Annotated in this window: 25 protein-coding genes; 20 read left to right on the top strand and 5 right to left on the bottom strand. The window is 59.2% G+C overall.

The features are described from left to right. Positions 1 to 41 precede the first annotated feature (41 nt). On the bottom strand, positions 42 to 1,361 hold the full coding sequence (locus P6U28_RS40530) for an MFS transporter (RefSeq protein ID WP_407123282.1): 1,320 nt from the start codon (positions 1,359 to 1,361) through the stop codon (positions 42 to 44). A 117-nt stretch (positions 1,362 to 1,478) separates the two neighbouring features. Then, entirely contained in the window at positions 1,479 to 2,843 is a 1,365-nt protein-coding gene (hmgA, locus tag P6U28_RS40535; RefSeq protein ID WP_407123283.1) for a homogentisate 1,2-dioxygenase, read from the bottom strand. Between the two features lie 54 nt (positions 2,844 to 2,897). On the opposite strand from hmgA, the gene P6U28_RS40540 reads away from it, so the two are divergent. Next, positions 2,898 to 3,350, top strand: a complete 453-nt coding sequence (locus P6U28_RS40540) for a MarR family winged helix-turn-helix transcriptional regulator (protein WP_407123284.1) — start codon at positions 2,898 to 2,900, stop codon at positions 3,348 to 3,350. Between the two features lie 52 nt (positions 3,351 to 3,402). Here the strand turns inward: P6U28_RS40540 and P6U28_RS40545 are convergent, their stop codons facing one another. Then, a complete protein-coding gene (locus tag P6U28_RS40545) occupies positions 3,403 to 4,191 on the bottom strand; it encodes an SDR family oxidoreductase (RefSeq protein ID WP_407123285.1) in 789 nt (262 codons plus the stop codon). Between the two features lie 140 nt (positions 4,192 to 4,331). Next, a complete protein-coding gene (locus tag P6U28_RS40550) occupies positions 4,332 to 4,871 on the bottom strand; it encodes a MarR family winged helix-turn-helix transcriptional regulator (RefSeq protein WP_407123286.1) in 540 nt (179 codons plus the stop codon). A gap of 576 nt (positions 4,872 to 5,447) precedes the next feature. Between P6U28_RS40550 and P6U28_RS40555 the strand changes: the two genes are divergently transcribed. The 12 genes from P6U28_RS40555 to P6U28_RS40610 all read left to right on the top strand — a co-directional run bounded on the left by P6U28_RS40555 (position 5,448) and on the right by P6U28_RS40610 (position 17,878). Continuing rightward, positions 5,448 to 7,067 (top strand): FAD-dependent oxidoreductase, encoded by a 1,620-nt coding sequence (locus P6U28_RS40555; protein ID WP_407123514.1) that lies wholly within the window; start codon positions 5,448 to 5,450, stop codon positions 7,065 to 7,067. Position 7,068: 1 nt separating this feature from the next. Beyond that, complete coding sequence (locus P6U28_RS40560; protein ID WP_407123287.1) at positions 7,069 to 7,290, top strand: DUF2783 domain-containing protein; 222 nt, start codon at positions 7,069 to 7,071, stop codon at positions 7,288 to 7,290. Beyond that, positions 7,290 to 8,618, top strand: a complete 1,329-nt coding sequence (fahA, locus tag P6U28_RS40565) for a fumarylacetoacetase (protein WP_407123288.1) — start codon at positions 7,290 to 7,292, stop codon at positions 8,616 to 8,618. The genes P6U28_RS40560 and fahA overlap by 1 nt, the downstream gene beginning before the upstream one ends. A 50-nt stretch (positions 8,619 to 8,668) precedes the next feature. After that, on the top strand, positions 8,669 to 9,811 hold the full coding sequence (locus tag P6U28_RS40570) for an ABC transporter substrate-binding protein (RefSeq protein ID WP_407123289.1): 1,143 nt from the start codon (positions 8,669 to 8,671) through the stop codon (positions 9,809 to 9,811). 48 nt (positions 9,812 to 9,859) lie between these two features. Continuing rightward, entirely contained in the window at positions 9,860 to 10,567 is a 708-nt protein-coding gene (locus tag P6U28_RS40575) for a CoA transferase subunit A (protein ID WP_407123290.1), read from the top strand. A 22-nt stretch (positions 10,568 to 10,589) separates the two neighbouring features. Then, on the top strand, positions 10,590 to 11,240 hold the full coding sequence (locus P6U28_RS40580) for a 3-oxoacid CoA-transferase subunit B (RefSeq protein WP_407123291.1): 651 nt from the start codon (positions 10,590 to 10,592) through the stop codon (positions 11,238 to 11,240). A 27-nt stretch (positions 11,241 to 11,267) separates the two neighbouring features. Then, positions 11,268 to 12,140 (top strand): branched-chain amino acid ABC transporter permease, encoded by an 873-nt coding sequence (locus P6U28_RS40585; protein ID WP_407123292.1) that lies wholly within the window; start codon positions 11,268 to 11,270, stop codon positions 12,138 to 12,140. Continuing rightward, a complete protein-coding gene (locus P6U28_RS40590; protein WP_407123293.1) occupies positions 12,137 to 13,105 on the top strand; it encodes a branched-chain amino acid ABC transporter permease in 969 nt (322 codons plus the stop codon). Before P6U28_RS40585 ends, P6U28_RS40590 begins: the two co-directional genes overlap by 4 nt. Then, positions 13,106 to 13,870 (top strand): ABC transporter ATP-binding protein, encoded by a 765-nt coding sequence (locus P6U28_RS40595; protein WP_407123294.1) that lies wholly within the window; start codon positions 13,106 to 13,108, stop codon positions 13,868 to 13,870. It abuts the gene before it with no gap. A 1-nt stretch (position 13,871) separates the two neighbouring features. Next, on the top strand, positions 13,872 to 15,194 hold the full coding sequence (locus tag P6U28_RS40600) for an ATP-binding cassette domain-containing protein (protein ID WP_407123295.1): 1,323 nt from the start codon (positions 13,872 to 13,874) through the stop codon (positions 15,192 to 15,194). A gap of 130 nt (positions 15,195 to 15,324) precedes the next feature. Next, positions 15,325 to 16,686 carry an MmgE/PrpD family protein gene (locus P6U28_RS40605; protein ID WP_407123296.1) on the top strand — a complete coding sequence of 454 codons (1,362 nt, stop codon included), beginning with the start codon at positions 15,325 to 15,327 and terminating at the stop codon, positions 16,684 to 16,686. Positions 16,687 to 16,714: 28 nt separating this feature from the next. Then, on the top strand, positions 16,715 to 17,878 hold the full coding sequence (locus P6U28_RS40610) for an acetyl-CoA acetyltransferase (RefSeq protein ID WP_407123515.1): 1,164 nt from the start codon (positions 16,715 to 16,717) through the stop codon (positions 17,876 to 17,878). Positions 17,879 to 17,894: 16 nt separating this feature from the next. Here P6U28_RS40610 and P6U28_RS40615 read toward each other — a convergent pair whose 3' ends face one another. After that, positions 17,895 to 18,179: an oxidoreductase C-terminal domain-containing protein gene (locus P6U28_RS40615; RefSeq protein WP_407123297.1), complete on the bottom strand. Its 285-nt coding sequence runs from the start codon at positions 18,177 to 18,179 to the stop codon at positions 17,895 to 17,897. 466 nt (positions 18,180 to 18,645) lie between these two features. On the opposite strand from P6U28_RS40615, the gene P6U28_RS40620 reads away from it, so the two are divergent. The 7 genes from P6U28_RS40620 (at position 18,646) to P6U28_RS40650 (ending at position 25,775) form a co-directional block, all read left to right on the top strand. Further along, entirely contained in the window at positions 18,646 to 19,446 is an 801-nt protein-coding gene (locus tag P6U28_RS40620) for an IclR family transcriptional regulator (protein ID WP_407123298.1), read from the top strand. Between the two features lie 727 nt (positions 19,447 to 20,173). After that, positions 20,174 to 20,950, top strand: coding sequence for a crotonase/enoyl-CoA hydratase family protein (locus P6U28_RS40625; RefSeq protein ID WP_407123299.1), 777 nt, complete (start codon positions 20,174 to 20,176; stop codon positions 20,948 to 20,950). Next, on the top strand, positions 20,951 to 21,847 hold the full coding sequence (locus P6U28_RS40630; protein ID WP_407123300.1) for an SDR family NAD(P)-dependent oxidoreductase: 897 nt from the start codon (positions 20,951 to 20,953) through the stop codon (positions 21,845 to 21,847). A gap of 60 nt (positions 21,848 to 21,907) precedes the next feature. After that, a complete protein-coding gene (locus tag P6U28_RS40635) occupies positions 21,908 to 23,467 on the top strand; it encodes a class I adenylate-forming enzyme family protein (RefSeq protein ID WP_407123301.1) in 1,560 nt (519 codons plus the stop codon). 40 nt (positions 23,468 to 23,507) lie between these two features. Continuing rightward, on the top strand, positions 23,508 to 23,801 hold the full coding sequence (locus P6U28_RS40640; protein WP_407123302.1) for a hypothetical protein: 294 nt from the start codon (positions 23,508 to 23,510) through the stop codon (positions 23,799 to 23,801). Between the two features lie 48 nt (positions 23,802 to 23,849). After that, positions 23,850 to 24,968 carry a thiolase family protein gene (locus P6U28_RS40645; RefSeq protein WP_407123303.1) on the top strand — a complete coding sequence of 373 codons (1,119 nt, stop codon included), beginning with the start codon at positions 23,850 to 23,852 and terminating at the stop codon, positions 24,966 to 24,968. A gap of 54 nt (positions 24,969 to 25,022) precedes the next feature. Next, the gene (locus tag P6U28_RS40650; RefSeq protein ID WP_407123304.1) at positions 25,023 to 25,775 is read left to right on the top strand and encodes a metal-dependent hydrolase; all 753 of its coding nucleotides are present in this window, start codon (positions 25,023 to 25,025) and stop codon (positions 25,773 to 25,775) included. Positions 25,776 to 26,132: the final 357 nt, after the last annotated feature.

The raw sequence follows: 26,132 nt of genomic DNA on the forward strand, positions 1-26,132 counted from the left end.
CTTCCGGGGCTATGAGGATTGAATTGGCGACCGCGATGTGTTCAGGCTCCGGCCGGTTGGGGGACCACGTCGAGATCCTCGGCGCGCACTTGCAAATTGGTGACGGCTGCTCGATCGGCCGGGTAGAAGCGCGACCCCAGCACGAGCAGCAGCGCGGCGAGGCCGGAGGAAACGGGCATGATCGCCATGGCCGCCTGTAGTCCGAACGCGTCGGACAGGGCGCCGCTGAGCAGAAGGCCGAGACCGAGGCCGAACAGGTTTTGAATCACCGCAACCACGGACCCGGCAGTCGACCGCAAGGCGGGGTGCACGACATCTATGACCACAGCTGGCACGGGGCCGGTCGTCCCGGTCATCACAAAGGCGCCGAGCACAAGCATTGCGATTTGCAGTGGGCCCGGGTTGAGTGCGCCGAAGGCGGTCGCGAAGACGATCAAGGTGACAACGCTGCAGGCGGCTGGGGTCAGCATCCGGAAGCGCACATCGCGGTCAGCGAACCGGTCCGCCACGTTCGCCCAAACCACCGCACCAGCGGTCGCACAGATGATGATAGCTGCGGCCCAGACACCGCTGCGATCGGCAGGCTGGCCGTAGATGCGGTTGAAATAGCTCGGCAGCCACGCAATGACGGTGGATGCTGTAATGACCTGCAGAGCCCCGGCGAAGCAGGCGGCTAAACCGGAGCGCGCGCAAAATAATCCGGCCGCGATCGCCCAGACTATCCCGGCTTCCTGGGATGCTCCAACTTTCAACTCGGGCGCGCGGTAGTCGCGCACGTACATAAAGAGCACTGCGACCACGAGTCCAGGCACGCCGACGATCCCGAATGCCGACTGCCAGCCCCACCGAGCGGCGATCACGCCGCCGAGTACTACACCGAGGACCGCGCCAAAGGAGGCAGCCGCCAGAAATCCCCCAATGATGGTGGCGCGCATACGTGTCGGAAACATGCTCGAAAGGATAGCGCCCGCGGCGGGCCCGTAACCGGCTTCGCCGAGGCCGATGAAACCACGCGCGATCAGGAGCTGCTGATAAGTGGTCGCGAACCCGCAAGCGATCGTCGCCAAACTCCAGACTATCCCCATGGCGACGACGCTCTTAACGCGGCTCCAGCGATCAATGAGGAGCGATAGCGGAAAGGTGAAGACCGCGATCGTAACTGAAACCACTGACGTCAGCGCACCCAGCTGGGTGTCGGACAGTCCCCAATCCGCCTTCAAATAAGGAAACATCGAAACGATGATTTGCCGATCGATGAAGTCGAAGGTCATCAGCAAAAACGCCAATGCAAAAGCGATCCAAGCTTGCCGCTTAGGGACGAGATAGCCGTGTCCCGCCTGGGCGGGTCCGGTCATATGCATGGGGTAAGTCTCCCTTTAAGCGTTTCCTGCTGATGTCGTTTTTTTTGCCGCAGAACCGAATAGCGAGCGATTCTGCGGCGCGTTGCTAAAACCCCCGCAACTTCTTGAATAGAAATTCTACCAAGGATGCTTGCGGTTTGCATCGAACCGCTTGCTCAGATCGCGCCAGCAGTCGGCGTAAGTCTCGTCCAGTTCTTTGGACGTGGCCGCGTAGCGGGTCAGGCGCTGTGGGAAGCGCGTCTCGAACATGAACGAGAGCGTACTGGAAAGCTTCATCGGGGTAAGTTCGGCGTTGCTGCCGTGCTCGAAGGCCTTGCTGTCCGGCCCGTGAGGCAGCATCTGGTTGTGCAGGGAGATGGCGCCCGGTGGAAAGCCGTCAGGCTTGGCGTCGTAGACTCCGTAGATCAACCCCATGAATTCAGACATGAGGTTGCGGTGGTACCACGGCGGGCGGAAAGTCTTCTCCGCGACCATCCAACGCTCGGGAAAAATCACCAGATCGACGTTCGCCGTGCCGGGAGTTTCCGACGGCGCTGTCAACACTGTAAAAATCGAGGGGTCTGGATGATCGAAGAGGACCGCTCCGACCGGAGAGAAGTGCCGCAGGTCATACTTGTAGGGCGCATAATTACCGTGCCATGCCACAACATCGAGCGGCGATTGATCGATCTGCGTGGTATAGAGTTCGCCACCCCATTTGACGATGAGCGTGGAAGGCTCTTCCTTGTCTTCATACGCAGCGACTGGCGTCTTGAAGTCGCGAGGATTGGCGAGGCAGTTCGCCCCGATCGGACCGCGATCCGGCAATGTGAACGTCGAGCCGTAGTTCTCGCAAACGAAGGCGCGCGCCGGTCCGTTTAGCAGTTCGACAGCAAAAATCATTCCGCGAAGAATGACGCAGATCTCGCCTGGTTCAATGTCGATGGTTCCGAATTCGGTGCGGAAGCGGAGCTTTCCTTCCTGCGCCACGACAAGCAACTCGCCGTCAGCGTTGAAGAAGTACTCATTCTTCATTGAGGCCGTGACGAAGGCGACGTGGGCTGCCATGCCGACTTGCGTATCGGAATCTCCGGCGGTCGTCATTGTGCGAAGTCCGCTGACGAACGTCAGTTCTTCCGAGGGGATCGGCATGGGTTTCCAGCGCAACTGTCCGATCGGCAGTTCGCTTTCATCGCGGGCCTGAGGGGCAGTCCTGATGAGCCGCCGATCGATCCTGGTGAAACGGCCGGTATGCCTCACCGACGGCCTGATCCGGTACAGCCAGGAACGCTGATTGGTGGCTTGCGGAGCCGTGAAGGGCGAACCCGAAAGCTGCTCGGCATAGAGTCCGTAGTTGACCTTCTGGGGGGAGTTCTGCCCTACCGGAAGCACGTCCGGCAGCGCCTCGCTCTCGAACGTATTGCGGAAACCGGTCATGTACCGCGGCGCGGAATCGCTCTCGGTGGCTTTGCTGAACTTGCTAGATGACGTTTGAATGTTCATGCGATCTCTCCTATTTAGTTGCAAACGTGACCGTCAATTTTGCAACTATCAAGCATGAAAAAGCTCGTTCTGGAGGAGTTCATACCCTATCGGCTGAATAGGCTGGGGACGGCCGTCTCTGAGCGGCTCAAGGGGGTCTATTCGAAGAAATTCGGCCTGACGATTCCGCAATGGCGCGTCCTTGCAACTTTGGGGCAGTTCGAGCGGTTAACGGCAACCGAGATCGGTAGGCATTCCGCAATGCATAAGGCGAAGGTTAGCCGGGCGGTCCGGGATCTGGAGATACGTCGATGGTTGACCCGGCTTGAAACCGTGGAAGACCGCAGGTTCGAACTGCTGGTTCTTACTCCCGCGGGTCGAAGGGCTTACGATGCTATAGTTCCCGACATGGCGAACTTTGAGCAGAAGATGCGCAGCACGATCGGCTCGGAGAAGGCGAGGGTCGTTCTCGAAGCTTTGGATTGCCTCGAAAAAGCTCTCGATGTGAAAGCGAGCCGCCGAAATTGAGAGATGCGTAAAATGGCTTCTTTGCTATCGATCTTCAGGGGCCGAGTTTCGGTCAAAAGATGGAGTTATGCACGCCGCCGTCGATAATCAGGCTCTGACCGATCGTGTAGTTGGCGAACTCGCTGCAGAACAGTGCACAGAATGCACCGACATCGTCGGCCTCGCCAAATCTGCCGGCAGGAATCTGCAGCCTGTCGATGATCTTCTGCACTTCCGTCTCATACGAATCCGTCTTACCTGGCTTGTCCGACTTGAAGCGGTCCCGAATCCCGCCGGTGTGGTGCATTCCTGGCAGGATGTTGTTCAGGATGACATTGTCTTTGGCCAGTGGCTTGGCCATGGCCACGGTGTAGTTGGCCAGCGCAGATCGCGGAGGACCGGACAGGAGCCGGAAGTCGATGGGTGCTCGGGCCGCGAGGGTCAGGATATTTACGATCCGTCCCCATTTGCGCGATCGCATGCCTTCGATGGCACCCTTCATCAACTCGATCGGCCCAATCATCCCAGTCGCGAGAGCCTGCTGCCAGTCCTCCACGCTGATTTCTCGATAATCGGGCGTGAATCGTGGCGGCGAGCAGGTGATCACCAGAATGTCGGGTTCCGGAGAAGCGGCGAGCAGCCGAGCCCGCCCTTCCGCGGTGCTATGATCGGCCACCACCCATTTCACGGGGGTATTCGCTTTGCCTTGGATTTCTGTCGCAGCAGCAATCAGCCTTTCCTCGTTGCGTGCCGAAATGATCACGTCAACTCCCTCGCGTGCGAGCGCGAGTGCGCTGCTCTTGCCGAGGCCGGCGCTAGCTCCCGCGACAATGGCCTTCCGGCCGCGAATACCCAGGTCCATGCTTGTTTCCTTCTATTGTTGTCTCATGTTGTTGTCTATTCAGTGCCCGTTGGAGACGTAGCGAGAACTGACGTGGAAATTCTTTCTGGCATCATTGCCGGCTGGATAATCGTCGAGTGGTTGGCTCGAATGACCATCATCTAGCCTTTGCGCTGTTTCGGCTTTTGCACGCGAGACCGTTCGCTCCGCTCGGCGGCAGTAGCGAGCGTTCGAGCACGCGCGAGCAACTTGTCCACCATTGCCTCGAAGGCTAACTTTTCGGTGCAAGACAGCGGCTGGGTAAGGTATCTTTCGCGATCGATCGCCAGCGGCATGATCTTTCGGTAAAGGGCGCGGCCGGTCCGGGTTGAGCGGAAGATCTTCAGTCTGCCATCAGTCGGCGACTGCTCCCGGACTATATAGCCTTTCTCTTCGAGCAAGGACGAGGCGCGGCTCACCGACATAGCGTCCAGCGTAGTGTACTCTGATACGTCCGACGAAGAGATGGGCCCGTTATCGGCCAGCGCGGCCAGAATACGCCATTCCTGCCGGCTCAGCCCAAAACGCTCCTCGTACAGTTCGGAGAGTGATCTGGAAATTTGATCGGCCAGAACGACAAGCCGGTAGGGTAGGAAGTCCTTCAATCTTACCAGTTCGTCGTCTTCGGAATCGCTGTTGCGTGCGGAAGCGGCGTCGCTCATTTACGGCAGGTCCTCATCTAACCGAGATTTCTAACGGATGTTATTAATTCCCGATCGTGACTACAAGGGCTCACCAGTTCGGCGCTCGTTGACCGCGATCCGGGACATAGCGATTGTTAGAAGGATAAGGGCGCCATGCCGATCAAACCGTGCATCATGTTGGGGATCGCCGCAGGCACGCCAGTAAGACCGTCCAGATCTATAGGAACCTTCTAGACACGTTTTTTGGTACCGCATCATTCCCGCTGGGCGGCAGCTGCGCCTTCCCACTCCTCCAAAGGGAGCCGGCAAACGTTGGCTAGGAAGCAGCGCCGCAAGGGCGGCGGCTCCGAGTTGACTCAGGTACTAACAGGCGTTATGAAACTCATAACATCGGTTATAAAGTGGTGGAGGCGCGAATGCGTCGCGAAAACATCGCGGCGTTTCGCGATGTCGCCCTAAAGGGATGAAGCGGATGAGCGACGTAACGCCGAGCCTCCAAAACCACGAGCAGGCTTTAGCAACGTCGAGCTTGATTGCGGTTTCCGATTTCGGGTCCATCCGGCACGAATGCGAGTGTTCGGGGTAGGGCCCGTGATGCTCAAAACCTACAAGTTCCCGAAATTCGAGTACCGACCGTCGCCGGAACAGCAGCGGGGTGTTCCAGCTCGACATACGGTAGTGGTCGTCGGAGCGGGCCCTGTCGGCTTGACCGCGGCGTTGGAACTCGCTGCGCGCGGTATTCCTGCAGTCGTGCTCGATGACAACGATACCGTGTCCATCGGGTCGCGTGCGCTGGCCTATGCGAAGCGATCGCTGGAAGTGTGGGACCGTCTAGGTTGCGCAGATCGTCTGATCGAAAAGGGCGTGAGTTGGAAGGTCGGCAAGGTCTTTTTCCGGAATGAGCTTCGCTATCAGTTCGATTTGTTGCCTGAGACTGATCACAAGATGCCTGCGATGATCAACCTCCAGCAGTACTATCTGGAGGAGTCATTGATCGAGGAGATCAGCCGAAAGCCTTTGGTCGATCTGCGGTGGAAGCACAAGGTCGTCGGCCTGAGGCAGGCGCATGATCACGTAATTCTCTCGGTGGAGACGCCCGACGGCGTATTTACGACGACCGCCGAGTGGGTCTTGGCTTGCGACGGCGCTAATAGTGACGTTCGCGCGATGGTTGGCGCGACATTTTCCGGGCAGGCCTTTCAGGATCGTTTTCTCATCGCTGATGTCGTAATGAAAGCGGAATTTCCGCCCGAGCGGTGGTTCTGGTTCGATCCGCCCTTCCACCGAAATCAATCGGCGCTGCTGCACAGGCAGGCAAGCGACGTCTGGCGCATCGATTTTCAGCTCGGACGCGATGCCGATCCCGATGAGGAGAGAAAGCCGGAACGGGTCGTCCCGCGCATTCGCGCCATGCTAGGCGACGAGCACGATTTCGAGCTCGAGTGGGTATCCATCTATCAGTTCGCGTGCCGCCGCATCGACGATTTCCGGTACGGTCGGGTGCTTTTCGCAGGCGATTGCGCGCACCAGGTTTCCCCGTTCGGGGGTAGGGGCGCCAACACCGGCGTACAGGATATCGACAATCTCGGTTGGAAATTGAAGTTGATCATCGACGGGGATGCGCCGATCAGCCTAATAGATTCTTACAACGAGGAGCGAGGTGTCGCCGCAGACGACAATCTCCTCAATTCCACGCGTTCGACGGACTTCATCACGCCGAAGAGCGTGACCAGCCGGCGATATAGAGACGCGGTACTGGAGCTCGCGGCGGAAAACGAGTTCGCTCGCCCATTGCTTAACTCTGGGCGCCTGTCGCGTCCGACTCCCTATCTGAACTCCTCGCTGAATACACCAGACGAAGATATCTTCGATAGCAAGCTGGCTCCCGGCACGAATTGCGACGATGCGCCGATCCGTCGGAACGGCGAAAACGCATGGCTGCTGAACGAGCTCGGGGATGGCTTCATGGTGCTGACGTTCGGATTTTCTCCCGGGTTGAAGTTCATCGCTCAAGGGACGGCTAAAGCGCGCGTTCTCGTTGTCGGACGCGATATCGACGATCAAGGCGGCATTCTCTCGGCGCGTTACGATGCTCGCCCTGGCACCACCTATCTGATCCGACCGGACCAGTATGTCGCGGCGCGCTGGCGGCAATTCGACGCCGACAAGATCAAGAGGGCGCTGGCTCGCGCCATCGGAAGTTCCGGGAGATGAAATGGATTTGCTGACGACGCCAAATATCGCTGATCCGGACGGGTTCTATCAGGAGCTCATCGACTCGCAGCGGGACATGGATGAAGAGGAGGCCGAGCTGATGAACTGCAAGCTGGTGCTCATCCTGGCAAACCATATCGGCGACAGGGGCGTACTTCGCGAGGCCATCGAGCGTGCCCGCGGTTCATCGAGCCAAACCGGCTCAAAGACAGGCGTGGATTGATGATGACAGAATCGGCCAACGATCTCGATCAGACGCATGATCCCGCGCTGCGGAGCTGGGTCGACGCCGCAAACGATGAGAATGGTGACTTCCCCATTCAAAATCTCCCGATCGCAGTCTTCCGCAGGGCCGGATCTGGCGAGCAGTTTCGAGCGGGTATCGCCATAGGCGACTCGCTAGTCGATCTGTCCGCGTCCTGCCTTTCGCCTCATCTGAGTGAACCGGGACGGGCCGCGTTGAAGCTCGCCTCGTCGTCCCGCTTGAACGAGTTCATGGCGGCTGGACGTCCGGCGCAGCGAGCCTTGCGCAAAGATCTTTCTCGGATGCTGCGGCACGATTTCCCCGAGAAAAAGAGCGTTGCGGAAGCCCTGGTGGGACTTCGTGAAGTCGAATTCAAGATGCCGGCCCGAATTGGCGATTTTTCGGACTTCTACTGCTCCATTCATCACGCCACGAATGTAGGAAAGCTGTTTAGGCCCGAAAACCCGATCTTGCCGAATTATCGCTGGCTTCCTGTCGGGTATCAGGGGAGAACATCTTCGATCCTTCTATCAGAGCAATCGATCGTTCGCCCGAAGGGCCAGATTCTCCCGCCGGGTTCCGCCGAACCCGTCTACTCCGATTGCCGACGGCTCGACTACGAAGCCGAGCTCGGAGTGTTTGTCGGGGCAGGCAGCGCGCTCGGCGCGCCGATCTCGATCGACCGTATTGAAGACCATCTTTTCGGCGTTTGCTTGCTGAACGATTGGTCCGCCAGAGACATCCAGTCTTGGGAGTACCAACCGCTTGGACCATTCCTGGCGAAGAGCTTCGCGACGTCGATCTCGCCTTGGATAGTCAGCTTCGATGCCCTCGAGCCGTACCGCAGGCCTCATCGCAGGCCGGACGGAGATCCGGCTCCGCTACCGCATCTGACATCGTCCACCGACGCGAAACGGGGCGCGATCGATATCAAGGTTTCGATCGACCTTCTTAGCGCGACCATGCGCGCCCGGGGATTGTCGCCAGTTCGGCTCTCATTGTCGAACTACGCGGATGCGTACTGGACCATAGCACAGGTCGTCGCGCATCAAACCTCGAACGGCTGCAACCTGGCGCCCGGCGATCTTATTGGCACGGGAACGATATCCGGGCCGTCGCCCCAGTCGAGAGGATGCCTGTTGGAGCTCAGTGAGGGGGGCCGTTCGCCGGTGTCGCTGCCTTCCGGCGAGGCGCGGGTGTTCCTCGAGGACGGCGACACCGTGATCCTTAGGGCGTGGTGCGAGGCAAAAGGACGCGTCCGGATCGGCTTCGGAGAATGCCGAACGACTATCGGCAACGCCGTGTGATTTCATAGCGCCTCAACAGAGCACTCCTCGAAGAGAATAGGGAGTTCGGGATGAACATCGTAAGAAAGATCGGTTGGACGGGACTGATACTTATCGTCTCGACGGTCATCGCCATGGCTGCAGATCCAATCAAGGTCGGCGCCATCGTGTCCACGACGGGCGCGGCATCATTCTTGGGCGAGCCCCAACTCAAGACGTTCCGTATGGAGGTCGAGCGGCTCAACAGCGCGGGCGGGCTGCTGGGGCGTCCGCTCGAGCTGGTTGCCTACGATGACGGAAGCGAGGCTGCGAAAGCCAACACGTTTGCAAAACGGCTAATCGACGATGATAAGGTCGATGTCCTCATCGCAGGAACCACGACCGGCGCGTCCATGGCGATCATACCGTTGGTCGAGAAGGCGCAAATTCCATACATCTCGCTTGCCGGGGGAATTTCGATCGTCGAGCCCGTGAAAAAATGGGTCTTCAAGACGGCGCATACCGACAGAATGGCGGTCGCCAAAGTATTCGAGGATATCAAGAAGCGACACCTGTCCAGCGTTGCGCTGCTGTCCGATACAAGCGGCTTCGGTCAATCCGGCAGAAAGGCGGCGCTTGCTCTGGCGCCGCAATCCGGAATCGAGATCGTGACCGACGAAACATACGGACCCAAGGACACTGACGTCACGACGCAACTAACGAAGATACGAGGATCTAACGCACAGGCTTTGTTCGTATTCGGCTTTGGAGAGGGTGCCTCGATCGTCACCAAGAACGTCGCTCAGCTTGGCATCACGCTTCCTCATTACGAATCTCACGGAATCGCATCGCGGGAATACATCCAGCTCTCCGGCGCGGCCTCCGAAGGCGTGCGCTTTCCCGCTGCGGCCGTGGTCGTCGCCGACCAACTGCCCGAAAGTGATCCTCAGAAGGCGGTCGTGACGGATTACGCGGCACGGTATAAAGCGCGTTACAAAGAGGACGTCTCCACGTTCGGAGGACACGTGTACGACGCCCTCCAGATTTGGACGAAGGCGGTGGAGCGCGCGCAATCCACGGATCATGCAAAGGTCAGAGACGAAATAGAGAAAACCAAGAACTATGTCGGCACTGGTGGTGTCGTGAACATGTCCTCGAAAGATCATCTGGGGCTCGATTCGACCGCCTTTCGAATGCTCAAGGTGAGCTCGGGAACGTGGAGTCTGGCGGACTGAACAATCGTCGTTCGGAACGTCTTATCGGAATATGCGGATTGGTGCTCGATGGGAAAAGTATTCAAGAATGCACGCGACGCCGTTGAGGGGTTGATCAAGGAAGGCGCAACGCTGATGGCAGGCGGCTTCGGGCTCTGCGGGGTCCCGGGGGCACTCATCGAGGCAGTGAAGGAAACCGGAGCGAAGAACCTCACGGTCATTTCCAACAATGCTGGCGTGGACGGCGTGGGGCTCGGCATCCTGCTAGAGACAAGACAGATCAGAAAGATGATTTCCTCTTACGTGGGCGAGAACAAGCGTTTCGCCCAACAGTATCTTTCGGGTGAGCTGGAGCTCGAATTCAATCCGCAAGGGACACTTGCGGAGCGAATTCGCGCGGGAGGGGCCGGAATTCCGGCGTTCTACACCAAGACCGGAGTGGGTACTGTCATTGCCGACGGCAAGGAAGTCCGCGAGTTCGGCGGCGAGAAGTATCTGATGGAGCTGGGGCTCCGCGCCGATGTTTCGCTCATCCATGCGTGGAAGGCGGACACTGAAGGAAACCTCGTCTACCGCAAGACAGCTCGCAACTTCAATCCGATGATGGCGACGGCCGGTAGCGTGACCATCGTCCAGGTCGAGCACCTCCTTCAGCCGGGAGAACTCGATCCCGATTCAATCCACACGCCGGGAATCTATGTCGACCGCATCGTTCATATTCCGAACGTCGCTAAGCATATAGAGCAACGTACTGTGCGCAAACGGCCGAGCGCCTAGCCACCGACGGAACGGAGATCAAATGCCCTGGACTCGCGACCAGATAGCCGCCCGTGCCGCCAAGGAGCTGCACCAAGGTATGTATGTCAATCTGGGTATCGGCATTCCCACGCTCGTACCGAACTTCATCCCAGCCGGAATGAAGGTACAGTTGCAGAGCGAAAACGGCATGCTGGGAATGGGACCGTTTCCCTACGAAGGAGACGAAGACGCCGACGTGATCAATGCCGGCAAGCAAACCATCACTGAACTTACGACGACCAGCTATTTCTCGTCGGCGGAATCTTTCGCCATGATCCGCGGCGGGCACATTGACCTGTCCATCCTCGGGGCCCTTCAGGTGGCGCAGAACGGAGACCTCGCGAACTGGGCCATTCCCGGCAAGATCGTCAAGGGAATGGGAGGGGCGATGGATCTGGTGGCAGGCGTGAGGAAAGTCATCGTGGTGATGGAACACGTGAGCAAGGACGGCCCAAAGCTGCTCCGCGATTGCGGTCTACCTCTTACGGGATCGAGGGTCGTGGATATGGTCATCACCGACCTTGCTGTCTTCGAGATCGACAAGATCGGCTCGAACGGCATGGGTCTCATTGAGATCGCTGATGGAGTGAATCTCGACGAGATTAAGAGCAAGACCGAGGCGCCCTTCGACGTTCGCATCGCTGGCAACTGAACGCGGCACATCGCGAAAAGGACGTCAATGTCTCAATTCTTGCAGTTCGTATCTTCTGGACTGACAGTGGGCGCGATCTATGCACTCGCCGCGCTCGGCTTTTCGATCATCTACAACGCCTCGGGCGTGATCAATTTCGCCCAGGGCGAGTTCATGATGATGGGTGGCATCGTAGGCGCATTCTTGACGGCTGCAGGCATCCCGCTGCCGCTCGCAGCGCTCTTGAGCGTCTTGGTTATCGCACTCGTCGGCCTTCTCGTCGAAAAACTCGTCGTCGAACCTGCGAGCGGCGCGGATGTCGTCAGTCTCATCATCATAACGCTTGGAGTTGCGATGATATTGCGAGGCATCATCCAGGTGACGTTCGGCAAGGCCAATCACTCCCTGCCTGCATTCTCCGGAGACAAGCCTATCGCGGTCTTTGGAGCGACCATTCTGCCGCAAAGCATCTGGATCCTCTGCGTTTCCGCGGTTCTGGTGGTGGGACTAGGTGTCTTCTTCGGTCGTACGCGTATCGGCAAAGGCATGCTGGCCGCGGCATATAATCGGCTTGCCGCTGAGCTCGTCGGCATCGACACCCGCACCGTCTTGATGCTGAGCTTCGTTCTATCGGCGGCGATCGGCGCCATCGGCGGCATTCTTGTCGCCCCTATTGCGACGACCTCCTACGATTCGGGCGGAATGCTCGGATTGAAAGGGTTCGTCGCGGCAACGCTGGGCGGCCTTGGTAGCGGGGCGGGTGCTGTCCTGGGCGGGCTGTTGCTGGGCCTCCTCGAGGCGATGACCGCCGGCTACGCGTCGTCAGCATACAAGGATGCGGTCTCATTCGTTCTCGCGCTCTTGATCCTTGGGCTCAGGCCGCAGGGTTTGCTCGGTGCCAGACAGACGGATCGGGTATGAGTACAAGCGATTCCTTGCCGGACGTTCTCCTGCCGCGGAGCAGAGCTCCGGGGCTTCTGGCCGCGACGATCGTTCTCCTGCTTTTGCCGGCGTTTTTGCCGAACGCGTTCTATCTGGACGTCGCGATCCGGATCGCGATCAACGCGGTGCTTGCCATCACGCTGAACCTGCTGATTGGTTACACGGGCCAGATCAGTCTCGGTCATGCGGGCTTCGTAGGTATCGGGGCCTACGGGTCGGCCATTCTGACGTCCCGTTGGGACGTGCACCCCAGCCTGGCCCTCGTGGTCGCAGCGATAGCTGCGGGCCTGCTTGCCTGGGTCGTTGCTGGCCTGATCTTGCGCTTCAAGGGCCACTATCTGGCGATGGCGACGCTCGGTCTGGGCATCATCATCTCGATCGTCATCACGAACGAGACCGCCTTGACCGGCGGTCCGGACGGAATGTCGGTCGGCGACTTCGTGGTATTGGATTGGCGCCCCTTCGGCGAAGGGCAATGGTACTGGATATTTGCCGTTTTGCTCGTCGCGACGATCGCACTTGCCCAGAACCTCGTCGACTCGCCGGCAGGACGGGCCCTCCAGGCTTTGCACGGTTCGGAGGTCGCGGCGCGAGCAATGGGTATCGACACAGCCAGTTTTAAGACGCGCGTCTTCGTTCTGTCGACGTCGTACGCCGCCGTCATCGGAAGTCTCTTGGCGCACTACTTGGGCTTCATCACGCCCGGGCTAGCCGCCTTCCCGCATTCGGTCGAGCTCGTCACAATGGTTGTGGTCGGAGGCATGGCATCGGTCTGGGGAGCCGTGTTCGGGGCCGTGCTGCTGAGCCTTCTCCCCCAGCTTCTCGCAAGCTTCGAAGGATGGGAGACCATTACGTTCGGCGTCATCCTCGTCGCGACGATGATCTTTCTGCCGCGCGGGATCGTACCGAGCCTTGCGGACCTGTTCGGGCGCCGGAGAGCCTGAATGCTCAAGGTATCGCATCTATCGAAAAGCTTCGGCGGCGTCCATGCGATCGAGGACGTCTCCTTCGAGATTCCGCAGGGGGGCGTCTACGCCGTCATCGGACCGAACGGCGCAGGCAAGACGACGTTGTTCAATCTGATCACCGGCCTTTACGTTCCGTCGGCTGGATCGATCGCTCTCGCGGGCAAGGAGATTTCGGGCGTTTCGCCGAATATCCTCGCGAGCCGTGGCATGAGCCGCACGTTCCAGAATCTTCAGGTCTGCATGAATCTGAGCGCGATCGAGAATGTCATGGTGGGCGCCCATCTCAATCTCAACTCGAGCCTGCTTGCCGGCATGATCAGGTCGCCGGGGTTGCGGAGAGCCGATCGGTCCTGCCGGATGAAGGCGGCCGAGTTGCTCGCCTTCGTCGGCTGCGAGAAATTCGTCGCGGCTGATGCCAACGCGATGCCGTACGGGGCTCTGAAACGTCTCGAAATTGCCCGTGCGTTGGCGATGGAGCCGAAGATTCTGCTGCTCGACGAGCCTGCGGCCGGACTGAACCATACGGAAACGCACGAGATCGAGGAGCTTATTGTCAAGCTCGCAAAGTCCGGCATCACGGTCGTTCTCGTCGAACATGATATGAGACTCGTCATGAGCATCGCTGAATGCATACTGGTGCTCGACCACGGGAAGCGCCTCGCAGAGGGCACTCCCGACGAAATTCGTGTCAACCGTGATGTCATCGCGGCCTACCTCGGCAGCGAAGTGGGCGAGAGCTGAGATGCGGTCGCTTGACATCAGCCGGAGCGAGCATCGCACGATGTGGCAGCTTGCCACGGCGCTTTCGATGCTCGGCACGCGCCTCAGCGAGAACTGGGACACGCATGATCTGCATACGGTCGAGCTCATCCTCGACTATTTCGAGCAGTTTACCGAGCGTTTTCATCACCCCAAGGAAGACGACCATCTCTTTGCGCGGCTACGTCAGCGATCGAACGAGGCCGACGGCGTTCTTACGAAGCTCCATGACGAGCATGAGACAAGTCCCGAGCAGCTCGCTCGAATTCGCGCTCTGGTAAAGGCAGAGCCGGGGCCCCGGCGCGGGCAAGCTCTCGCGGAGTCGATCGAGAGTTTCCGCGCCCATCTCGACGCCCACATGAAGCTAGAGGAGGAGGGCACGTTCGCACTCGCGCGCAAGGTCCTCACGCCTGCCGACTGGGCTGAGATAGATGCGGCTTTCGAGTCCCATGCCGACCCGTTGACCCAGGCCGATGCTGCCGGCGAGATGGCTTTGCTGCGCCAACGCATCATCCAGCTCCTGCCCGCGCCCGAGGGGCTCGGCGGCGACGAGGACCCCGGGCCTGCCCACGCGAGTTTGACGGCTCCCCGTGCTGGCCGCGATCTTCTTCAAATACGGGACCTTCGCACCCGCTACGGCCGCATCCAGGTGCTTCATGGCATCTCCATCAGAGTAGGCGAGGGTGAACTCGTCGCCTTGGTGGGGGCCAACGGCGCCGGTAAGACGACGCTCTTGCGCTGCATTTCGGGTGTTCAGCCCACGAGCGCTGGTACGATCCTGTTCGGGAAAGAAGCGATCACTTCGACGAGGTCCGCCGCGCGAGTCCGGTCGGGGATCTGTCATTCGCCGGAAGGGCGACAAGTGTTCGGACCGATGTCGATCGAGGACAATCTGATCATGGGCGCCTACACGCGCCCATCTAAGGACATCGCCGCAGGACTGAGTGAGGTCTACGATCTCTTTCCGATTCTGCGCGAAAAGCGGGCTTTACCGGCGGGCACGCTGTCGGGCGGTCAGCAGCAGATGCTGGCGCTCGGCCGCGCCCTTATGGGTAGACCGAAATTGCTCTTGCTGGACGAACCGTCCATGGGATTGGCCCCGCTCATCGTAGAAGAAATCTTCCGGATCATCCGGACCTTGAAGCAGAGTGGCATGACCATCCTTCTGGTCGAGCAGAATGCACGCGCGGCGCTTTCCATCGCTGACTACGCCTATGTGTTGGAAACCGGCAAAGTGACGCTGGAGGGACTCGGCCATGAGCTACTCGCGAACGACGATGTTCGTCGCGCTTACCTAGGCATGTGAGTTCTCCCCGCGGCCGGCAAGCGCTCGCGTGATGATTGGCGTGGGAAGGCAATGGAAGCGAGTACATCGGGCGGATAGCGAGGGCCGGCCTCTGTAGAACTCGCTTCTGAGGCGTGTAGGAGAAGGGCATATGAGCAGCGAACAGGCATTGGCTGATTTCGTCTTGAAGGCGAGCTTCGAGGAATTTTCGGACAGCGCTCGTACGATCGTGAAGCAGATCGTGCTTGCCGTGATCGGCACGGGAATGGCCGGCGCTTCCGAGCAGGGTTGCCGCGAAGTCCAAAAGTATGTTCTAGAGGCGGGTGGCAAGAGCGAAGCCACGGTCTTTTTCACAGGCGCCAAAGTCCCGGCGCGTGCGGCCGCGTTCGCCAACGGAGTCATCTGTCGCGCACTCGACTATTGCGACGCAATGGCGCCGGGTCTGCACATGGGCTCTTCGATCGTGCCCGTAGCGTTCGCCATGGCCGAAAGCATCGGTGGTTGCAGCGGACGCGATCTGCTCGCAGCGATCGCGGTGGGCGCCGAGATCGGATCGCGCTTCAATCTGTCGGAAGCGGAGTACCATGGTTTCGATCCCACCGGCGTTGCCGGTGTGTTTGCAGCAACGGCGACCGCATGTCGAATAAGGCGGCTCCCGCCTCACGAGACGCTTCATGCACTCGCGTTGGCGTTCAATCGCGCGGGCGGCAGCTTCCAGAGCAATGTCGACGGTTCGCTCGCCGTGCGGGTCATCCAAGGATGGGTGGCCGAGTCCGGAGTGCTTTGTGCCGACTTGGCTGCCGTCGGCATCACCGGCCCGAAGAACTTCCTGAATGGCGTCTATGGCTATCGCCGGCTTTTCGCCGGCGACGCAACAGACGACCGTTTTACACACGCGCTAGGCGAGGAGTTCCGCCTCGAGCGGACCGTCTTCAAGCAGTTTCCGAGCTGCGGTCTGACGCAAGGCATCACGCAACTGACTCTCGAGGCCGTTCAGAGGCACGGCGTCCGTGCAGATCACGTGAGATCGATCTCGGTCCGGGTGCCGCCCTATGCCCATAAGCTGGTCGGCCATCAGTTCGTCGTGGGCGAGAACCCGCGCGTCAACGCGCAGTTCAGCATACAGTTCTGCGTGGCGAACGCTTTGCTTCACGGCTCGTCGGAGCTCAGTCATTTCACGCCCGAGTCGGTTGGCCGGGATGAGATCGTAAAGCTCGCACGGAATGTGGAGGTGCGAGTGGACCCGACGCTGGATGCCCGAGGACATACCGCAGTGGATCTCGACGTTACGACCGCGTCCGGCGAGTCCGTCAGCTTGAAACTGGATCACCCGGACGGATTTCCGGACAGTCCATTGAGCGCGGCGGCACACCAGCGCCGGTTCGAAGACTGCGTACGTTATTCTCCGGTCAAGAACGCGGAGGCGAGGGGCCAGGCGATCGCCCGAATGATCGAGAATCTTGAAGAGCTCGGCGATGTCCGGCACCTCGTCGGCCTGCTCGCCGCCAACTGATCGCGAGTTCAATCGAAAGGACGCATACATGGACGCTTATCTTATCGGATGGTCGCACACCGCATTCGGCAAGCTCACGGAAGATACGCTTGAGTCCCTTTTGGTCCGGGCCGTCAAGGAAGCTGTCGCCTCCGCGAAAGTGGATTTTGGCGCCATCGACGAGATCTTCGTGGGAAACTTCGGCGCCGGGTTCGTTCCCCAGGGATTCCCTGCGTCGCTGGCGCTGCAGGCTGATCCGGCTTTGCAGTTCAAGCCGGCGACGAGGGTCGAAAACGCATGCGCCACAGGATCCGCAGCTATCCTGCAAGGCATCCGCGCAATCGAGTCCGGAGCCGCACGCGTCGTCCTCGTCGTAGGAGCCGAAAAGATGACGTCGGCTTCCGCTGAAGAAGTCAACCGCGGCCTGATCAGCGCGAGCTACGTGGCCGCGGAAGCAGGAGCCGGGTCGTTCGCGGGGCTCTTCGGCCAGATCGCAAACAACTATTTCCAGAGGTTCGGTGATCAGTCGGACGCGCTCGCGCGCATCGCTGCCAAGAACCATCGCAACGGCGCAGCCAATCCGCTCGCCCACATGCAGAAGGATCTCGGCTACGAATTCTGCAGGACGGTGAGCGACAAGAATCCGCTGGTCGCCGGTCCCTTGCGCAGGACGGATTGCTCGATGGTATCCGACGGCGCGGCGGCCCTGCTGATCGCCTGTCCCGATATTGCGCGCCAGGCCGAGAAATCGGTTCGGATCCGATCGCTGGTTCAAGTGAACGACTTCCTCCCGATGAACCGGCGCGACATGACGCGTCTGGAGGGATGTTCGAAGGCTTGGCGAATGGCCCTGGATAGAGCCGGGCTACAGCTCATGGATCTCTCGTTCGTGGAGACTCACGACTGCTTCACGATTGCGGAGCTAATGGAGTACGAAGCCATGGGCTTGGCGAACCCGGGGGAGGGAGCGCGCGTCGTGTTGGATGGTGTGACGGAGCCCGGAGGCAGGTTGCCGGTCAACCTGTCCGGAGGCCTGAAGGCCAAGGGACACCCGATCGGAGCTACCGGAGTTTCCATGCACGTCATGGCCGCGATGCAGCTCGCCGGCGAATATCCCGGTGTCAAAGCGCGAGATCCCCGGATCGGCGGCGTATTCAACATGGGAGGCAGCGGCGTCGCGAACTACGTTTCGATCCTCGAAAGAGAGAGCTGAAATCGGTAGGGCGCCCTCAACTGGCCGCGGCGGTCAGCCGCAGGGCCGCCTTCAGGTCGAAGGTTATGTCTCCTGCTTCTTCAGGGGTGATCGCGCAGCCGGACTCCAAGAGCCTTCTGGCGGCGATGTGGTCGCCAGGCCGGTTCACCGATTCATCGCATCGCAGCGTTCCATCGGCGAAGCCGAATACCGAAAAAGCCGATGTTTTGGGATCGTCGCGTGAGACACACGTATCGCAGCCTCGCACGAGCCCGGCGATCTGAAGCTTGAGGCTGCCCTGGTTGCTCCAGAACCACGGCAAGCTATGGAAGGGCGCCGGCTTCCCGACCAGCCTGCGCGCTACGCATTTGACTTGGTCAGTGGCGTTCTGAACCGATCCCAGCCGGATCGTCGCGCGTGCGAAAGATTAGGGCGCGGGGCGCAATCGAGTGTGAGGTGACTCACATGTTTGCCGACGAAACACACGTCACCGTGCCGTGCACTTCAACCGCACGTTGGCGCAATGGCTCCATAGCTGATTACCGCGTGTTTATCGATCTTGAACCGGTGCGAGCGATCGAATCGAGCCTCTCCACACAGCGATAGCCACATCCAATAGGCTTACTGCAGCGAGAAGGCTGCCTCTGCTATAAGAAAAGAGCGCGCTGCCGAGCCAAGCGCCACTGGAGCGCCGTCCGCGCGACAAGCGGGCCAAACTTTTCAACTGGCAGAATCTCGTTCGACGGCATAAAACTCCGCAGGATATCAATAAGTTGGGGCGCTGGCGAATGAGTAGCAAGAAACGTCAAACCGGTGGTCGGCATCATGAGCCTTTGGGCGTCAATTCAATCGAAACCGGAATGCTCCTGTTGGAGGCGCTTGCTGCATCTTCTCGCCCACAGAATCTGAAGGCATTGTCTGCGTCCACTCGCATGCCGGCCCCTAAGGCGCATCGCTATCTCGTAAGCTTCATGCGGACCAAATTCGTCGAGCGCGAACCGAACGGAGCATACCGTTTGGGGCCGGCGGCATTGCGGGTTGGCATGTCCGCGCTTGGAAGCCTTAATATCGTGCGGCTGGCGGGGCAGGAATTGTCCAGCCTTCGTGACGAACTTGGCGTCACGGTGGGCCTAGCAGTCTGGGGTACGCATGGCCCATCGTACGTTTTAGTCGAGGAGGGAAGCAAGGCTGTTACTGTGAATGCCAAACCGGGAAGTGTTTTGCCGATTTTCGAATCAGCGACAGGTCGAGTCTTTGCAACCTTCTCAAGTGATAAGAAAGTGCTTCAATTTGTTGATTGGCAGTTGAAAAGCCTTCCCCACTCCGCTCGGAAGCAATTCGAATCGATAAAGAAAGAGACCAGGGCCAACGGCGTTGCCCGCTCATTAAGCGAGTACGCGCAAGGAATCGACGGCATCAGCGCGCCTGTTTTTGACCATCAGCAACAACTCGTCGCTGCCATTACGGTCATCGGCGCACGAGGGGAGTACGACACTGCTATTAACGGACTTCCGGTGACGTCACTCTTACATACAACTCGGCGTCTGTCAGCGAACCTTGGCTATGTGAGACCAGATTCGGCTGATTGACCAACAGTCGGACAGCCCGGCTACATATTAGCGATTTGGCGAGCGCCCCATTCGTACGAATGCACCGGTTGTGAGCGCCTTCTGAACAATTCACCGCCCGGATCTGAATACATGGGGAACAGGCTGAGGCATGGCGGCGCCCAGACTTCAAGTGTTCACTATTGCGGACTATGCGGCGGGTGTACGTGCCTTTGGCTTCTGGGGTTGAGCAGGTTGAAAATCCCCTTGGCGTCCTTCCGGCATTGCGGCCTGTGCGCGAGGCCGGGAGGCCTTCCTTGGCTAGGGGATCCTATCGCGAAAGATCGCCGCGCCCCTGGCGCTTCGAAGAGCTTCCCGGCATCCGCCTAAGGGAGTTTGCGAGCAAAGCGATCTTTATGAGGTGGCAAGTATGAAATTCCGTACTTTGTATCCCACGACGCAACTAGGCCGAGAAGCTCCCGCGCTTAAGAGGCCGCGCGGAAGAGTCTGGGCGCTTTTAATACCGAAGCAGCTGGCGAGTATGTTCTCCTGGCTATTTCGCAAGAAGTCGCCGCGCCCCCAGCGCTTTGAAGAGATTCTCAGCCAGAGAGTTGCGAGAATAGCAATCTCCACGAGGCTCATCGGCCAAAGATGAAATTCCGCTATTCGTAATTTCGTCACGTAATCATTTTCCGATTATATACTTGTCGATTGATCAACAATGAAGTAGGGTGAACAGAGAAGCCTAAGCGCCTTTAGGGGAGGCAACGTGGAAGAGTCTGGGTCGCTCTTAGTACTGGAGCAGCCGCGCGAGCATATTCTCGTCGTCACCATCAATCGCTACAGCCGGCGAAATGCCTTCGACGGTGCGACCGCGCGTGCAATGGAAGCGGCGATGGATGCCTACGATGGCGATGACAAGCTGCGGGCAGCCGTAATCACGGGCTCCGGGGGGGTATTCTGCTCGGGTCAAGACCTGATCGCGGCGGCGAAGGGCGATCTCGCCGAATCGCCGCGACGAGGTGGCTTCGGAATCATGAGGGAGCGGCCGAAGAAGCCGGTCATTGCGGCGGTTGAAGGGCACGCCCTCGCCGGCGGCCTCGAATTATGCCTGGCCTGCGATCTCATCGTATCGTCGCGGACTGCGACGATGGGGTTGCCCGAAGTCACTAGAGGATTGGCTGCCTTAGGCGGCGGGCTAGCCCGGCTGCCGAAGCGGCTTCCATATCACGTCGCTATGGAATTGGCGCTTATCGGTGAAGCTTGGCCGGCAGCCGAATTGCACCGGCTTGGGCTCGTGAACAGACTAGCGGAGCCAGGCAAGGCACTCGAGCTTGCGATCGATCTCGCGGAAAGGCTAGTGGCCAACGGTCCATTATCCGTCGCTGCCGGCGTTCAAATTGTCCGACAAGCTGCGGACTGGCCAGATGCGGAATTCTGGGAGCGGCAGCGAAAATATCTCGACCCAGTCATAAATTCAGAGGATCGCGCCGAAGGGCTGCGCGCCTTTGCCGAGAAGCGTAAGCCTGTCTGGAAGGGGTACTAAGTGCAGCCGAGTCCAACTCTCAAATCGAGCCTTCTGGAAGATCAGGTTGCCGTTGTCACGGGAGCCGGTCAAGGCATCGGCAGAGCCGTCGCCCACACGCTCGCCGCAAACGGGGCGCGCGTCTGCTTGGCGGATGTTGACGCCTCGGCCGTTGAAGCGGAGGCCGCGAATATCGGCGTCTTCGCGACTTCATTTGTGGGCGACTTGGTTGAGCCGGGCGTCCCGGATCTGCTCATTAAGCACGCAATCGACGCGTTCGGACGACTCGATATCATCGTCAATGCTGCTGGATATTATTGGAATTCCGTCGTTGAGAAAATGACGGATGAGCAGTTTCAATCCATGTTGGATATCCACGTCGTGGCGCCATTTCGCATTTGCCGTGCGGCAGCGCCCTACATGTGTGAACCCGCAAAGACCGAAGCAGCCACCGGCATAGAGCGATTTCGCAAAATCGTCAACGTCTCCGCGATCGCGGCAACTTTCGGCTCCTTCGGAGGGACGAACTATGCGACGGCGAAGGGGGCTTTGAACGGCTTCACCAAGTCGCTGGCGCTGGAGTGGGGGCGCTTCAAGATCAACGTCAACGCCGTCGCGTTTGGCGCGATCCAAACGCGTTTCGGCGCTCCGCTGACTGCTGCTCAAACTGTGAAGACTGGCGGTCGAGAAATCGCGCTGGGATTCAACGAAAAAACGAGCCAACGGCACGGCATTGCCCAGCAGTACGATCCCGCAAAAGTATACGAGCCCCGGCCGATCTCGTCCAACTTGGTGGGTCGAACAGGAACAGTCCAAGAGGCTGCAGATGCAATCTTCTGGCTTTCATCGCCCTTGGCCAACTACGTCACCGGTCAGATCGTGACCGTCAGCGGAGGCGAGCGCGGCGGGCTTTGCTAATCGGCTGCGTTCAATCCACGGCTCGTATTTGGCAGGGCTGCGTCGGAATTGGGGTACATCATGGCAATAGGGAAGCCTCCTTTTTCTCCCGAAGATCTCTCTACGATCGTTGCGTGCGAGGGAGGTCGAACACTTAGCTTCGCGGAATGGGAAGAACAGGCTGGTCGGCTTGCGGCGGGCCTCTCGGACCAGGGAATAGGTGCTGGTGATCGCGTAGCCGTCCGTATGCACAATAGGCTCGAGTGGCTGGTTACGAATCTTGCCCTCGCAAAGCTCCGCGCCGTTCATGTCGCCATTAACTACCGGCTGACCGCAACGGAGATGAAGGACATATTCAACGACTGCGGAGTCGTCGCGCTTGTTTGCGATGACGATGACCCAGCATCGCTGCGGGAGATGTGCCTGGCGCTGCACTTACGTGCAACGGTTTGCTTGGGCGACACGAAGCGCTTTGGCATTGCGTATTCTGACCTCCTTGCCTCAACGAAGCGGGTCACAGAGGAAGCGGGCGACTTTGCGCAGATGATCATCTACTCGTCGGGGACGACGGGCACCCCCAAGGGAACCCTGCGCACGCCTCCGCGGGACCTGCGGATCGCTGCAGAATACGCCAATTCCGTAAACTTCAACGGCGCGGCTGGAGGGCCAGGAGACCGAGCGCTGGTCAATCTCCCACTTCATCACGGTGTCGGGCCCGCGTTCACGCGGATAGCCCTGTCCACTGGCGGGATGGTTGTCTTTCAGCGCAAGTTCGATCCCGAACAAACGCTCGCCCTTATCGCATCCAAGCAGATCACGCACTGGGGCAGCGTGCCGACCATGATCCGCCGCGTGCTCAACCTGCCCGACGCAATTCTGCGTAAGTATGACGTAAGTTCGCTCAAGTGCTTGCAGTTTGGTGGCGCCCCGGCTGGGCCTGAGTTGAAGTTGCGGGCAACGGAGGTGTTTGGCGAGTGCCTGTATGAAAGCTACGGCACCGTCGAGGCCGGCATGATTGCTGGTGCCACGCCCCTGGAGCAACGCAAACGTCCCGGAACGGCTGGCCGCGCGTTCAAACACGTGTCCATCCGGATCGTAGATCAAGACGGCCGTGCATTGCCGCCGGGGCAAAATGGCGAAATTCGTGTTCACACGCCTTCGATCATTACCGGCTACATCGGCAAGGGCAAGCTGGGCTCGGATAAGATCGACGCTGACGGCTACTATCGGACGGGAGACGTCGGCTATCTCGATGAGGAAGGCTATTTGTTCATCACAGATCGCCTCACGGACATGATCATTGCTGGAGGAAGCAATGTTTACCCTGCCGAAATCGAACGCGCACTGTCGCTGCATCCGGCGGTGGCTTTGGCTGCGGTGATCGGCGTCCCGCATATGGACCTAGGAGAGCAGCCCGTTGCTTACGTTGAACTGAAGCAGGGGGCTGCGGCGAGCGAGAGCGAATTGATAGCCTTCTGCGAGGGACAATTGGCAAAGTACAAGTGGCCGCGCCGCATCTTCATGTTGCCGGAGATTCCGGTGAACACCGGCGGAAAACTTATCAAGAAAGATCTTCGCAAACTCTGGATGGATCATCAGCAACAGGACCGAACCGCAATCGGAGCTCAACGCAGCCATTAATGACAGTGCTGTTGGTATACGCATCGTCGTTGGAGGACATATGAGTATCGCAACCCTGCACGCCTCGCACGATCCCGCGACCGGTGCGGTTTACTACCCTCCGCGCCGCTTTGCCGCCGACGGAAGCCTTAGGGAGTGCGAGTCTCTGGAGATCGCGGCCGAGGGCGTCCTTGTAGCGTGGACCGAATATCTGGACACCGTGTACGGGCTACTTCGGCTGCCGATCGGGATCGAATTGGAAGTCGTACTTCAAGAACCTCCAAAGGCCGCAGGCGGCCATTTCATCGGAGTACGTGCCGAGAACGGGCGCCTCTTTTTTGAGAAGTCGACCTAGGAAGGCGGCACACTTTTGCGTCAGAGGCAGACGGCGGACGGAGAGTTTATGACTGACGTTTATGTGGTAGGCGTTGGGATGACCAACTTTGGTCGGCATGAAGTCGGCTCGGGTAAACGTCTGGCTGTCGAGGCCTCGTTGAGGGCCCTTGGCGACGCTGGACTGACATTCGATAAGATCGACGCAGTCTATGCGGGCACAGCTCACCCTCTCAGTCCGCGCGGTGTCTTCGTGGCCGAGGAACTGGGACTGACCGGCGTTCCTGTCCAGCATCTATCGAATGCATCGGCGACGGGCCTTTGCGTTGCGCATGAAGCAATCAGCGCAATCATGTCGGGGCGGGCGGAGACCGTCTTGGCGATCGGATATGATTGTCCTGACACAGAGATGTCGACCCTCAGCGTAATCGCAAACGAACGACAGGCGCCGCCAATTGTCCCGTTCGCCCTTCTCGCCGCGCGGCGGCTGCAAACCGGCGCCGCCGGCGAGCAACATCTCGCGGCGATTGCGGCGAAGAACTGGAACTACGCTCGAAACAACCCTCATGCGGCGCGTCGTGCTAGCGAGCCTGTGACGGCCGAAAAGGTTATTCGGAGCAAGTTGGCAGCCGCCCCGCTGACGGCGATGATGTGCACCACTTGGAGTGAGGGCGCCGCTGCCGCAGTGTTCTGCTCCGGCTCGGCGTTGAAGCGGACGCAGTCCGTTCCCATACGGGCCGTCGCCAGCGTGTTCCGCACGACATCGCACGAGGGGGGGCGCGGTGGAGCGCTTGAAGAACAGATGGCCGCAGCCCGATTGGTTGGCACAACGGCGCTGTCAAAGGCTGGATTGCGCCCTGCCGACGTGGACATCGTCCAAGTTCACGATGCTTTCGCTATCGAAGAGATGTTGTACTACGAGTCGCTCGGCTTCTCGGATCCCGACGAGACCCATTTGCTTATCGAACGTGGTGCGTTTGGTCCCAGCTCAAAACAACGGTTTGGCCTTCCCGAGTTCTCGACCGATGGCGGTTTGATAGCGCGAGGGCACCCTGGCGGACCGACGGGACTCGCCCAAATCTGGGAAACTGCTCGACGACTGCGTCAAGCGAACTCCGACCGTGTCGGCCTATGCCATCTCATCGGCCTCGGAGGATTATCCATTGGGCAGGTGTATGCAAGAGACTGAGCGTGAGGAACGCTCATCCGGAAAATCGTTTCTGAAGTTAGGTGGAGAGATCGCATGGATATCACCTGGTTTGGACATTCAAACTTTCGTATCGCATTTTCCGATGCGGTCGTCTTGATCGATCCGTTCTTTTCCGGAAATTCTCTATTTGCAGGAAATCTCGAAGCGGCGATTGACGGCGTTACCCACGTTCTTGTGACGCACGGTCATGCCGATCACGTGGGCGACACCATACCAATTGCCGACAAGACCAATGCCCTCGTCATCGCAGGTTACGAACTAGGAAACTGGCTCGCTGCCAACGGCGTGAAAAGAACCGACCTCTTGAATGTCGGAGGCACGATCGACGCGGGTGGGTTTCAGGTGACCGCAACGCGCGCCTATCACTCATCAGCTGAACTCGCAGTGACGATGCTGGCTCTTGCTGGTCGAACAACTTCACAACTGTCCGATCTTGGCGTTTCCATAAGCTTTGGCAATCCCAACGGGTTCGTTATTCGCTCAAAGGGGCAGCCAACAGTATATCACATGGGCGACACCGATGTGTTTTCGGATATGTCGCTTATCAATGAACTGTACAAGCCGGATGTTGTGATCGTTCCCGTCGGGGACCGCTTCACGATGGGTGCGGAGGGGGCCGCTTTAGCGGTGTGTCGCTATCTCAAGCCGCGCATCGCCATACCGTGTCACTATGGTGGATTCCCGATCCTCGAACAGACACCTGCCCGCTTCGTCGAAGCCGTTGCGCGACAGGATCCGCGTATCAAGGTCATCGTTCCGAAGGTCGGTGACGTCGTTCACGCCTAAGTAGTACAGGCCAGTTTGCAGATGGTGAGCCCGAAAAGATCACAAAAAATTGGTCGGGCTTTTCAAGGGGGAGGGAGGACGAGCATGCAAATCGAATGAGCAAACTCGCCGCGAAGGACCGATTTGTCAAAGACACTTAGTGCTTGAACTCTGGTGCTCGGAAGCGCGCGGCGGCATGTAGCCAGGGACTGCTACGTACAACATCCAACTTTCAGATCTATTCAATGTTCACGTCCCGCAGTGACCTCACTGCGGAACCGGATACGTCATGCTCGGGCTGCAAATGCACCAGAGCGTCCACAACATAGTAAAACGGGGAAAAGGAAATGCATCATAGATGGCTCCATGCATCGATAG

This window comes from Bradyrhizobium sp. STM 3561, assembly GCF_045571455.1.
In the GTDB taxonomy this organism is placed as follows: domain Bacteria; phylum Pseudomonadota; class Alphaproteobacteria; order Rhizobiales; family Xanthobacteraceae; genus Bradyrhizobium; species Bradyrhizobium vignae.